Genomic DNA, 13,061 nt, shown 5'->3' with positions numbered 1-13,061 from the left:
AATGATTATAGAGTGTTAGATTTTATGACCGGTATTATCGGAAATTGATCGGGGGAGAGGAATTATGACGTACAATCAAATGCCAAAAGCTCAAGGTCTCTACCGTCCTGAATTTGAACATGATGCATGCGGAATCGGCCTATATGCGCACTTAAAGGGCAAGCAGACTCACGACATCGTCAAACAAGGGCTTAAGATGCTTTGCCAGCTAGACCACAGAGGAGGCCAAGGCAGTGATCCGGATACAGGAGACGGAGCCGGCTTACTGGTTCAAATCCCTGATGCTTTCTTTAGGAAAGAGTGCAAAGACATCAATCTGCCGGAAAAAGGGTGTTACGGGGTAGGAATGGTCTTTTTCTCACAGAAGGAAGATGAAAGAAAAAAAATCGAAAAACAAATCAATGCACTGATTGAACAAGAAGGCCAAGCTGTTCTTGGATGGAGAACTGTACCTGTAAATGTCGGAAAAATCGGAACAGTAGCGCAAAAAAGTTGTCCGTTTGTCCGTCAGGTATTTATCGGTGCAAGTTCTGATCTGAAGGACAATTTGTCTTTTGAACGAAAATTGTATGTCATTCGCAAACAAGCTGAAAACTGGGGAGTAACGGAAGGTTTTGATTTTTATTTTGCCAGTCTTTCAAGCCAGACCATCGTTTACAAAGGCCTTTTAACACCTGAGCAAGTTGATGCGTTTTATTCTGATCTGCAGGATGAATCATTCGTTTCTGCTTTTGCGCTTGTCCATTCACGTTTCAGCACCAACACATTCCCTACATGGGAAAGAGCGCATCCAAACCGCTATTTGGTACACAACGGTGAAATCAACACCCTTCGCGGAAACATCAACTGGATGAGAGCCCGTGAGCAGCAATTTGTATCTGAAAGCTTCGGTGAGGACTTAAACAAGATTCTGCCGATTTTAAATGCTGACGGCAGTGACTCTTCCATTTTAGATAATGCATTTGAATTTTTCGTGATGGCTGGACGCAAACCGGCACATACAGCAATGATGCTCATTCCTGAGCCATGGACGGAAAATACGCATATGTCTAAGGAAAAAAGAGCGTTCTACGAGTACCACAGTTCCCTGATGGAGCCTTGGGACGGACCGACAGCCATTTCATTTACTGACGGAAAACAAATCGGTGCGATTCTTGACCGGAATGGTCTCCGTCCGGCCCGTTATTATGTAACAAAAGATGATTATATTATTTTCTCATCTGAAGTAGGCGTTATTGAAGTTGAACAGGAGAACGTTTTATATAAAAACCGTCTCGAACCTGGAAAAATGCTTTTAATCGATCTGGAAGAAGGCCGCATTATCTCGGATGAAGAAGTCAAAACACAAATTGCAACGGAGTACCCGTACCAAAAGTGGCTTGAAGAAGAGCTTGTGCAAGTGAATCCTGATCCGGAATCAAGAGAGGAAGAACAATTTACAGATCTACTTACTCGCCAAAAGGCATTCGGATACACATATGAAGATATCCAAAAATATTTAATTCCTGTCATTAAAGAAGGTAAAGATCCTCTCGGTTCAATGGGAAATGACGCGCCGCTTGCTGTTCTGTCAGACCATGCACAATCACTGTTTAACTACTTTAAGCAGCTGTTTGCACAAGTAACGAACCCGCCAATCGACGCGATTCGTGAGCAGCTTGTGACATCAACGATGACCTGGCTCGGTGCAGAAGGTGATCTTCTTCACCCGAGTGAGCGAAACGTTCGCCGAATTAAACTGTATACACCTGTTTTATCTAATGAACAGTTTTACGCATTAAAAACGATTGTTCATCCGGATTTAAAAAGCCAAAAAATCGATGTGCTGTTTTCAGAGGATCTTGAACGCGGATTAAAGGACATGTTCACACAGGCAGAGAAAGCCATCAGCCAAGGCGTAAGCCTGTTAATTTTATCAGATAAAAAGATGAACGAACGCCTGACACCAATTCCGCCGCTTCTGGCAGTCAGCGCACTGCATCAGCATTTAATCCGCAAAGGGCTGCGTACGAAAGTCAGCATTATTGTGGAATCAGGAGAAGCGCGTGAAGTGCATCACTTTGCATCATTAATCGGTTACGGTGCAGATGCGATTAATCCTTATCTCGCTTATGCGACCTACAAGCAGGAAATTGATGAAGGACGTTTAGATATCAGCTATGAAGAAGCGGTCAGCAAATACGGAAAAAGCATTACTGAAGGTGTCGTAAAAGTCATGTCCAAGATGGGGATTTCAACTGTACAAAGCTACAGAGGCGCCCAAATCTTTGAAGCGGTAGGAATCAGCCGTGATGTAATTGACCGCTATTTCACAGGTACTGCATCACAGCTCGGCGGCATCGACATAAAAACAATTGCGGAAGAGGCGCAGCGCCGCCACCTGAAAGCGTATCAGGATGATTACAGCAAAACGCTTGAATCAGGAAGTGACTTCCAATGGAGAAACGGTGGAGAGCATCACGCGTTTAACCCGAAAACGATTCATACCTTGCAATGGGCATGCCGCCGAAATGATTACAATCTGTTTAAACAATATACAAAAGCGGCAGATGAAGAGCGAATCGGATTTTTACGGAACTTGTTCGGATTTGACGGAAACCAAAAGCCGCTGAAATTAGAAGAAGTCGAATCCGCTGAATCGATTGTCAAACGCTTTAAAACAGGTGCGATGTCATTTGGATCCTTGAGTAAGGAAGCTCACGAAGCTTTAGCAATCGCAATGAACCGTCTTGGTGGAAAAAGCAACAGCGGTGAGGGCGGAGAAGATCCAAAACGCTTTGTTCCAGATGAAAACGGAGATGACAGAAGAAGTGCAATCAAACAAATTGCATCCGGACGTTTCGGTGTCAAAAGCCATTACCTCGTCAATGCAGATGAGCTGCAAATTAAAATGGCGCAAGGCGCTAAGCCGGGTGAAGGCGGGCAGCTGCCTGGCAATAAGGTATATCCTTGGGTTGCCGATGTCCGCGGATCAACGCCTGGTGTCGGATTAATATCACCACCGCCTCACCATGACATTTATTCGATTGAGGATTTAGCCCAGCTGATCCACGATTTGAAAAATGCCAACCGTGACGCAAGAATAAGCGTGAAGCTGGTGTCAAAAGCAGGCGTAGGTACAATCGCTGCAGGTGTTGCCAAAGCGACTGCAGATGTCATTGTAATCAGCGGTTACGATGGGGGTACAGGTGCCTCTCCGAAAACCAGTATTAAACATACAGGGCTTCCGTGGGAGCTTGGCCTCGCAGAAGCACATCAAACATTAATGCTGAACGGACTCCGTGACCGTGTTGTATTAGAAACTGACGGAAAGCTCATGACGGGCCGGGACGTTGTGATGGCTGCCTTGCTCGGAGCTGAAGAATTCGGTTTCGCAACGGCTCCGTTAGTTGTACTCGGTTGTGTCATGATGCGTGCCTGCCATTTGGATACATGTCCTGTCGGTGTAGCGACACAAAATCCAGAGCTTCGCAAAAAGTTTATGGGCGATCCTGATCATATTGTGAACTATATGCTGTTCATTGCTGAAGAAGTTCGTGAGTACATGGCTGTGTTAGGCTTCAAGACATTTGATGAAATGATCGGCCGCACTGACGTACTTCATGTGAGTGAACGGGCGAAGGCGCACTGGAAGGCAAGCCAGCTTGATTTGTCTACACTTCTTTATCAGCCTGAAGGCGTACGAATGTTCCAATCGCCGCAAAATCATAAAATTGATCAATCACTTGATATCACAGCGATTCTCCCGGCCGTACAAGAAGCCATTGAGTCTGGAAAAGAAGCGGATGTTTCTATCGAAATCAACAATACAAACCGTGTAGCCGGAACAATAACAGGCAGTGAAATTTCAAAACGCTACGGAGAAGAAGGGCTTCCTGAAGATACGATCAAGCTGCAGTTTACCGGATCAGCCGGACAAAGCTTTGGAGCCTTCGTTCCTAAAGGGATGACGCTTTATTTGGACGGAGACTCAAATGATTATGTCGGAAAAGGGCTTTCTGGCGGAAAAATCATCGTTAAGTCACCGGAAGGATTTAATTCTGCGTCAGATGACAATGTCATTATCGGTAACGTGGCGTTCTACGGCGCGACAAGCGGAGAAGCATACATTAACGGACGTGCGGGTGAACGCTTTGCCGTTCGGAACAGCGGTGTGAACGTGGTGGTAGAAGGTATCGGTGATCACGGCTGTGAATACATGACTGGCGGCAGTGTTGTCGTACTCGGTGATGTAGGCAAAAACTTCGCGGCAGGTATGTCCGGCGGCATCGCTTATGTTCTCGCCGAAGATGTAAAAGCGTTCAAACGCAAATGCAACCTTGAAATGATTTTATTTGAATCATTAGAGGATGAGAAAGAAATCGAACAAATCAAAGCAATGCTTGAAAAACATGCTGGGTATACAAACAGCCAAAAAGCTGCAGACCTGCTTGATCAGTGGGAAGACAGCGTGAAAAAATTTGTCAAAGTCATTCCGAAAAACTATAAACAAATGCTTGCAAGCATCGAAGAGCAAAAAGCTGCAGGTTTATCAGATGAAGAAGCCGTGATGTTCGCATTTGAAGCCAACACGAAGCCAAAGCAGAATACAGCAACATCGGGACAAAAACAAGCGGTAGTGCAGTAAGGAAGGGGAGAGGAACATGGGGAAACCAACTGGATTTATGGAGATCAAACGAGAAAAACCTGCTGAGCGGGACCCTCTCACTCGTTTAAAGGATTGGAAAGAATATTCTGCTCCTTTTTCAGAAGAAGCATCGAAACGGCAGGGGGCGCGGTGTATGGATTGCGGTACACCGTTTTGCCAGATCGGTGCGGACATTAATGGATTTACATCCGGCTGTCCGATTTACAACTTAATTCCTGAATGGAATGATCTTGTCTACCGGGGCAGATGGAAAGAAGCATTGGAACGCCTTCTAAAAACAAACAACTTTCCTGAATTCACAGGGCGGGTATGTCCCGCTCCTTGTGAAGGATCATGTACATTAGCGATTTCAGACCCGGCCGTATCAATTAAAAACATCGAGCGGACCATTATCGACAAAGGATTTGAGAACGGCTGGATTCAGCCTAGAATTCCTAAAAAACGAACAGGCAAAAAAGTGGCCATTGTCGGATCGGGCCCAGCCGGACTGGCGAGTGCAGACCAGCTGAATCAAGCAGGACATTCCGTCACTGTATTTGAACGTGCAGACAGAGCGGGCGGCCTTTTAACTTACGGCATTCCAAACATGAAACTTGAAAAAGGGATTGTCGAACGCCGCATTAAGTTGCTGACGCAAGAAGGAATCGATTTTGTTACAAATACGGAAATTGGCGTTGATATAACGGCTGATGAGCTGAAAGAGCAATTTGATGCCGTGATCCTTTGCACAGGTGCTCAAAAACAGCGGGATCTATTAATCGAGGGACGCGAATCAAAAGGTGTTCACTACGCGATGGATTACTTGACGCTTGCTACAAAAAGCTATTTAGATTCTAACTTTAAAGACAAGCGATTCATTGATGCGAAGGGGAAAGATGTTATCGTGATCGGAGGCGGAGACACAGGAGCTGACTGTGTGGCTACCGCTTTACGCCAAAAAGCCAAAAGCGTGCACCAATTCGGCAAACACCCGAAACTTCCTCCGGCTCGCACGAATGATAATATGTGGCCTGAACAGCCGCACGTCTTTACGCTAGAATATGCATATGAAGAAGCAGAAGCAAAATTCGGAAGAGATCCGAGAGAATATTCGATCCAAACAAAAAAATTGGTTGCCGATAAAAACGGCAAATTGAAAGAGCTCCATACGATTCAAATGGAGAAAGTGAAAAATGAGCACGGAAAGTACGAGTTCCGCGAGCTGCCTGGAACGGAAAAAGTATGGCCTGCTCAGCTTGTCTTCATCGCTATTGGCTTTGAAGGCACAGAACAGCCGCTGTTGAAACAGTTCGGTGTTGATTCTGTAAATAACAAAATCAGCGCAGCATATGGGGATTATCAAACAAATATCGATGGCGTATTCGCCGCAGGGGATGCAAGAAGAGGCCAAAGCTTAATCGTATGGGCGATTAATGAAGGCCGTGAAGTGGCGCGTGAAGTGGATCGATACTTGATGGGGAGTTCAGTTCTTCCGTAAATAAAGGGGATTATATAAAGGAAACCGGTCTGATTGCCAGCCGGTTCCTTTTTTATTCCATTACGATTCCGATGTTTCCAAACTGTCTGCCTTCCTGCATTCTCGTATATGCCTCACATGCTTTTTCTAAAGGATATGTACGGTCTATTACAGGCCGCAGCTTATATTTTTCAATAAAAGCGAGCATATCGTGAAATTCTTCACAGCTTCCGATTGAGGTACCCAATACATTGATCTGAGGAAAGAATAAAGAACGCACTGGAAAACGGAGATCGTCACCTGAGCTTGCCCCAAAGCTGACAATACGTCCGTTCGGTTTTATATGGCGCCGGAAGTATTCCGAAAAGAGGGCAGGGCCTATGCTATCAAGAACTACATCAGCCTTTTTTCCCTGCAACTGTTCATCCCAATTGCTGTAACTGTCAATTGCGTAATCAGCACCTAATTGCAGTGCCCTTTTTCTTTTCTCCTCACTGCGGGAGGTCACGCTTACCGTTGCTCCAATCGCTTTAGCCATGAACAAAACGTAGGTTGCAACACCGCTGCCGATGCCGGGTATCAATAGATGCTCGCTTTTTTCAATTGGGCTTTTGTAAACAGGGCCCGATATGCAGTTAAAGCTGATAAAGGTAAAACGCCTGCTTCTTCCCAGGATAAATAAGAAGGTTTTTTGATTACATTTTGTGATGGGATGATCACGTATTCAGCAAGCGTTCCGTCAGAAGGGCCTCCCAGAATCTCAGGTACAGCCGGTAGAGTTTGGCACATTGGAAGCCATTATAAGAGGAGTAACCGCCGGATTGGGTACGGCGCTGCTTCCTAAGTCTGCTGTAGACTGCTCCGAGCGTCCTAATAATGTATGGATTCATCAGCTGCCAGCAGCTTATCAAGACTTAGAGATCGTATTTATATACAGGAAAGACTTTTTTATTACGAGTGCGTTTCAGAGATTTATTGATGAGATAAGCGAAATAAAATGATGAGGAAAGATGCATTGGGTTTCAGTCTGTTTACGCTGAACAAAGAGCGTAGCCGATTGTCAAGAAAGTACGGAGTACTGCAAAAGCGTATGAAATACAGGTGGATATTAGGACTGCATACAAAAACTGTACTCATTTGAAGCGAGTACAGTTTTTATCTTTTTATTTCCGTTTTAAATTAATGCCGATCGCCGCGCCGTTTCTGCTTGAATCAGCTACGCCTTTAAAAGTGCCATTTTCATGGTCGATAGAAATGCTTTGTACGTTTCCGATTTCCACCGGGCTTTTGCCGAATTTATGGCCCATGCCGTTTAGTTTACTGAGGACGTCTTCAGGAACTCCGTCTTCGTAGCGGTAGGAGCTCATGCTGTTTGTGTAAATTCTCGGCTCTTCAACAGCAGCTTTTAATTCCATACCGTATTCGATGTGATAGAGAATGGTTTGCAAAACGGATGAAATAATGGTGGCCCCGCCAGGAGATCCGACGGTGAGGACAGGCTTGTCATCCTTAAATAAAATGGTCGGGGTCATGCTGCTTAAAGGCCGTTTGTTCGGCTGTACTTCGTTAGCTCCGCCTGGAACCGCATCAAAATCCGTCAATTCATTGTTTAAAATGACACCGTAATCAGGGACCATAATACCTGTTCCGAATAGCTGTTCAATTGTCGTTGTATAAGAAACAACATTTCCCCAGCGGTCGGCAACTGTAAAGTGGGTTGTTTGGCCTTCTACTTTGTCTTTCGGCTGTTCGACTTGCTTATAGTTTGCCGATCCTTCTTGGTATTTCCAAGGATCACCGGCTTTCGGTTTTTTATTGACTTGATCTAAATTGATTAATTGCTGGCGTTCTTTAATATAATCGGGGTGAAGCAGGCCTTTGAGAGGAACGTTTACAAATTCGGGATCACCTGCGTAAGACGCACGATCGGCATAAGACAAATGCATCGTTTCAGCAAGCAGTTGATATTTTTCCCATGAGCGGACATCGTATTGTGAAAGGTTAAAATTATCAAGTATTTTCAGCATTTGCAGTAAGAAAATACCGCCAGAGCTTGGAGGAGGAGTAGTGGCGATTTGATAGCCTTGATAGTCTCCCCAAATCGGTTCATCGATTGTGATGTCATAATTTTCTAAATCCTTTTCCGTCATTGATCCGCCGAAATCCTGTACAGTGTCAGAAAGTGCTTTGGCAAATTTTCCTTCATAAAAAGCGTCAGTGCCTTTTGAGCGAATGAGCTTAAACGTTTTTGCCAAATCCTTTTGAATCAATGTATCGCCTTCTTTGAGCGGCTCGCCATTTGGCAAAAATACATCTTTTGCAGCAGTCCGTGACAGCTTTTCCTGATAATTTGAAATAGCATCTGCCAGTACCGAATCAATCGGAAATCCTTTTTCAGCGAGTTTAATAGAAGGGGCGATTAACTTCTTCATCGAGCGGGTTCCCCATTTATCCAGGGCTTCCTCCAGCCCTTTCAGCGTGCCTGGAACACCGACGGCAGTACCTTTTGTCACACGTTCAGAGAAAGGAATGGCTTTGCCGTTTTCATCGAGAAACATATCGGGGGTTGCGCCTGCTGGAGCACGTTCACGGCTGTCAATGATCGTTGTATCCTTTGTTTTTCCGTCATACACCATCATAAAACCGCCGCCGCCAATGCCTGACATCATCGGCTCTGTTACATTGAGTGCAAATTGAATGGCAACCGCCGCGTCAATAGCATTTCCTCCTTTTTTCAGCACATCAGCACCGATTTCCGAAGCGAGAGGATGCGCGGTGGCAACCATGCCGTCTTTCCCTACATCTACTTGTTTGTACTCATCGTAGCTTTTGGGCGGCTTTTTAGCTTCCGCGTGAAAAGGGACACTTCCGGCGACTAACAGAACACTAAGCAGAGCTGTTAAACAGACGTTCCACGTTCTTTTCATGTTCTCCCTCCTATATGAAGCTGTTATGTTACAATCTTAGCGTAAAAAAATTACAGCGTTTTCACAAGTGACAAATGGTATATTATATAGAACATTCAGCCGTTTTTCTGTGCGAAATTGATTATATTGTTATGAGCCATGTGCTATATTAGAATCAGTATACGGATTTAGAAAGGACTTCTATATGTATTTAACGATTAAAGAAACAGCAGAATATGCAAATCTTTCAGAGGATTATATTAAAAGCTTGGTGCTCGAAGGAAAAATCAGAGCCGTTCATGACGGTAAGCAATTTTTGATTTATAAGGGACAGTTCAAAACGCATCTCGAACAGCTGGAGAATTACAAAGCACTCATGCAGGAAATATTAAATGAACCGATCCCGGAAGATATTGATGTAAAGGATGAGGATTAGGACACAATTTCAAATTGTGTCTTTTTTTGTATATCTTTTTAAAAACATCGGAAAAACCGAATCATCAGATTTTATTTTAAGAGGTTTTTTGATGATATCTAGAGGGATACGTATCAAATAGATCAGAAGCTTTATATGAGGCCTTAAAACGTATTTAAGAGGGAGAGAGATTTTGAAAACTTCTTCGTCTCCTTATGTAACACTATGTATATTATGTTACATAAATACCGTCGCACTTTGACATTCAACGTTTTTCAGCTATAATAGTAACATAGACCTCAAAACGTTACATAACGGTTTTTAAGGAGTTTTTTGATGCATATTGTACAGCCGATTCGCAGTTTAGAGAAAATCCAAGATGTAAAACAGTATTTGCTAAACAAAAACAAGCGGGATTATTTTCTGTTTATTTTCGGCATCAACAGCGCGCTCCGCATTTCTGATATTCTGCCGCTGCAAGTGAAAGACGTTAAAAATAAAGATCATTTATGGGCGACTGAAAGCAAAACGAAAAAGAAAAGGAAGATTCTGATTTTAGAATCACTGAAACAGGAAATATACGAGTATACGAAAGACATGAAAGAAAACGAATATCTTTTTAAATCTGTCCGGACCAGGAAACCGATTTCCCGCATTCAGGCATACAGGATTTTAAGAGAAGCTGCCGCGGCGTGCGGACTTGAGGAGATAGGGACGCATACGCTCCGGAAAACATTCGGCTATCACTTTTATCAGCGGACAAAAGACATTGCCGAGCTGCAGAGAATACTGAATCATTCATCACCCTCGATTACAATGCGGTATATCGGTATTGACGAGGACACGACAAGGGCCGCGTATAAGGTTTTTGGAGGGCTTTAATACAAACCGCTTGAAAATATTGATCATCAGAGCTACTATATAAATACAAAAAGCTCTAGTAGCACAGCGGATAGTGCAGCAGTTTCCTAAACTGCAGGTCGGGAGTTCGAATCTCTCCTAGAGCGTTTTTTATATTGGATGTGTTCAGATTAATAACATCCACAAAACAACAAAACCCTTGTTTTACAAGGGTTTTTGCTGTTTCTAGGAGTTTTTCAATTGGAAGAGAATACGGTGGGAAACGATGTGAATTTATTTTTTTTTGCACATTTTTTTCACATTGCTATACAATCGTTATTGCTGAAACAGGCATTTTTTCAAATAAGTCAAGAGTGTTTCGTGTATCTTCTTCACGAAGTTCTTTAATTACATGTGAATAATAATTAAGGGTGGTATCTATCTTCGCATGTCCTAAACGTTCTGAAACATAATAAATTGATATTTTCTTGTAGAGTAAAATGCTAGCATGTGTGTGTCTTAATCCATGTACCGAAATTGATTCAATATTCAAGTCTGTCAATGTCTTTTTCAATATTTTGTTGACAAATTCGTTGGTAAGAACTTTCTTAGAGCTTCGAGGGCTATAAAATACAAGATTATGTATGTTGTTAGGCATTTCATCAAACAATTTTTTGAATAAATTCATTGTATTGGAGTCCATTTTAATGGTCCTATTTGATGAAGCATTTTTGGTTTTAGCAAAACCTTTTCCTTTTTTATAATCCCAGGTTTTATTGATTGTGATTTCATTTAAATCAAAATTGAAATCATCTGTTGTTAATCCCACTATTTCAGCAAACCGCATCCCCGAAGTAAGGGCCAGTATCAGTAAATAATATCCGATAGACTTATCCTTACGCTCATATAATTCATTTAGAAGCTTTTGACTTTCAACATAATTCAAATGTTTTTCTTCAGGTCGTTTAGATTCCACGCTACCGGTTAATTTGGCCTTTCTGGTAAAGTCAAATTGTATTATTCCTTCCTCAATAGCTTCTTGTACACAAGCTCTAATATGTGTGTTCAGTTTTCTAACCGTTTCTTTGGCATGGACAGCCCCAAAGTCATTTAAAAATTCCTGATATTCACGTTTAGTGATGTCATTGATATATCTACCGGCAAAACTCTCGGAAATTTCTCCAAGGGTAATGTAGTAACCACTCCGAGTGATATCACCAATATCATCTCTATAAACATCCACCCAACTTTTAAAGTACTCATCAAAAAGTACTTTGGTTACACGAGGAGACATCGATTTTCGAAGTTTTTCCTCAATTTCTGATGCTGCTACTTGAGCTTCCTTTTTAGTTTTAAAGCCGCCTTTCCGTATAGGTTTTGGTTTAGCACTAACACAATACTGCCATGTTTTCCCGCGCTTTTGAAAACTTGCCATAGTTCCAACTCCCACTAATAAATACAAAATAAATCAAGGTTTTTTACAGTCTATAAGATAGCATTATCTATTATAATTTGAAAGATCAGTTTTTAATCAAGTAGCTCTTTAATGAATTAAATGTAAAATATGTTATAATAAAGAATCATAGAAATAATTCATATTAAAAAATCTCAAAATTCTAAATCTTATCGCCATTGTTCGACAAAATTCTTTTTGTAAATATGTTAAATTTAAGTTGAAAAGGTGATCATATGGGAATATTAGCAACTAGAGATATAAGAGTTCATCTTAAAGAAATGATAAAATCATCCGATGAAAAGCAGAACATGATAGCAGCTAAAATCGGAATTAGCGAAGGCTATTTAAGTAAGTTTCTTAGCGGAAAAGAAATTAATTTTTGGATGGTTCGAGAGATCATTAGGTATCTTGATCCCGAGAACGAAACTGATTTGATGAAAAGGCATTGCCTCAGCGGGGTGAAGAAAAAGAATTACCCTGCAGCATTAGAATATTGTTATACCAAGAGACTTTTTTCGGTTATTGAGACCTTGATTGAAAGGCAAATTAAAAAAGAAGGTAAGATCAGTTCTTGGTCTGAAATCTATAAATTCATGCTGGAATATAGATTGTCACTCGGAAGCTTTGAGTATATTGAAAAGCTTAATGAACTTAAATCAGATTGCCATGATACCAAAACATTACTACTCATTTTAGAAATGTACTCTAATTATCAAAGCAGAAAGTATGAACTAACACTCGATAAAATTGGAACCATTCAAAAGAATATCAATAGGATATCTGATCCGTTTCTTAAGACGGCATTCTCTGCTCGCTTAGAAGAAGTTTCTGTGAATCTATATTTAAAACAAGATAATGCCGTTTTTAAAGCTCGTGAACTTGCCCATTCTCTTCGTGAGAAAAACCTCAGTGTTAATTTAAATTTGACCGCGTTGTACATATTAGCATTGTCCTATATGAACGAATCTTATTTTCTGTCTTATGAATACTATAAGAAATGTATTGACTTGCTCAGCGTTTTTCCAGATCGAAAAAAAGAATTAGTACAAAATAAAGAAGAAATAGCCATCTTACAAGCATTTTGGGGCAAGAAGATTTCTGAAGATTATCAGGTGACTGCTTTTGCAAAATCATTAGCGTCACAGGACTCATTAAGCTCTTTTTATCAGAATGATTTCTATAAAAGGTATGCTTTGCTCTTTGATGGAATTAAAGAAAAGTCAGCAGAGAAGTTACTGTTATCACTTTACTTTTTTTCGCAGCAAAAAGATCAATTTCGTTCTAACCTTCCAAAAATATACTTGATAAAATTAGGATTTAATTTTAACATCTAGTAACAG

The 13,061-nt window shown here is 41.7% G+C and carries 7 protein-coding genes, 1 tRNA gene and 2 pseudogenes; 7 read left to right on the top strand and 3 right to left on the bottom strand.

Annotated elements, in window-relative coordinates; translation table 11 throughout:
* Positions 1-64: 64 nt before the first annotated feature.
* Positions 65-4,627, top strand: coding sequence for a glutamate synthase large subunit (gltB, locus tag Q5C82_RS05385; RefSeq protein ID WP_003220328.1), 4,563 nt, complete (start codon positions 65-67; stop codon positions 4,625-4,627).
* A gap of 16 nt (positions 4,628-4,643) precedes the next feature.
* Positions 4,644-6,125: a glutamate synthase small subunit gene (gene gltD, locus Q5C82_RS05380; protein WP_003220325.1), complete on the top strand. Its 1,482-nt coding sequence runs from the start codon at positions 4,644-4,646 to the stop codon at positions 6,123-6,125.
* A gap of 52 nt (positions 6,126-6,177) precedes the next feature.
* Here gltD and Q5C82_RS05375 read toward each other — a convergent pair.
* A pseudogene (locus tag Q5C82_RS05375) lies at positions 6,178-6,881 on the bottom strand (zinc-binding dehydrogenase); the annotation flags it as partial.
* On the opposite strand from Q5C82_RS05375, the pseudogene Q5C82_RS05370 reads away from it, so the two are divergent.
* Positions 6,866-7,105: pseudogene (locus tag Q5C82_RS05370) on the top strand (LysR substrate-binding domain-containing protein); the annotation flags it as partial. The pseudogenes Q5C82_RS05375 and Q5C82_RS05370 sit on opposite strands and share 16 nt — an antisense overlap.
* 162 nt (positions 7,106-7,267) lie before the next feature.
* Here the strand turns inward: Q5C82_RS05370 and ggt are convergent.
* Positions 7,268-9,031: a gamma-glutamyltransferase gene (gene ggt, locus Q5C82_RS05365; RefSeq protein WP_003220322.1), complete on the bottom strand. Its 1,764-nt coding sequence runs from the start codon at positions 9,029-9,031 to the stop codon at positions 7,268-7,270.
* 184 nt (positions 9,032-9,215) lie between these two features.
* Here ggt and Q5C82_RS05360 point away from each other — a divergent pair, with 184 nt between their 5' ends.
* From Q5C82_RS05360 to Q5C82_RS05350, 3 genes are all read left to right on the top strand, one after another.
* On the top strand, positions 9,216-9,446 hold the full coding sequence (locus tag Q5C82_RS05360) for an excisionase family DNA-binding protein (protein WP_003220318.1): 231 nt from the start codon (positions 9,216-9,218) through the stop codon (positions 9,444-9,446).
* A gap of 315 nt (positions 9,447-9,761) precedes the next feature.
* Positions 9,762-10,307 carry a site-specific integrase gene (locus tag Q5C82_RS05355; RefSeq protein ID WP_003220317.1) on the top strand — a complete coding sequence of 182 codons (546 nt, stop codon included), beginning with the start codon at positions 9,762-9,764 and terminating at the stop codon, positions 10,305-10,307.
* 52 nt (positions 10,308-10,359) lie between these two features.
* Positions 10,360-10,432: transfer RNA gene (locus tag Q5C82_RS05350), tRNA-Arg, on the top strand.
* Between the two features lie 158 nt (positions 10,433-10,590).
* Here Q5C82_RS05350 and Q5C82_RS05345 read toward each other — a convergent pair.
* A complete protein-coding gene (locus Q5C82_RS05345) occupies positions 10,591-11,700 on the bottom strand; it encodes a site-specific integrase (protein ID WP_003220314.1) in 1,110 nt (369 codons plus the stop codon).
* A gap of 254 nt (positions 11,701-11,954) precedes the next feature.
* Between Q5C82_RS05345 and Q5C82_RS05340 the strand changes: the two genes are divergently transcribed.
* Positions 11,955-13,055 (top strand): AimR family lysis-lysogeny pheromone receptor, encoded by a 1,101-nt coding sequence (locus Q5C82_RS05340; RefSeq protein WP_003220312.1) that lies wholly within the window; start codon positions 11,955-11,957, stop codon positions 13,053-13,055.
* Positions 13,056-13,061: the final 6 nt, after the last annotated feature.

Origin of the sequence: uncultured Bacillus sp. (genome assembly GCF_958411575.1) — a bacterium.
In the GTDB taxonomy this organism is placed as follows: Bacteria; Bacillota; Bacilli; order Bacillales; family Bacillaceae; genus Bacillus; species Bacillus spizizenii.
This window is presented reverse-complemented; position numbering and strand designations above follow the sequence as displayed.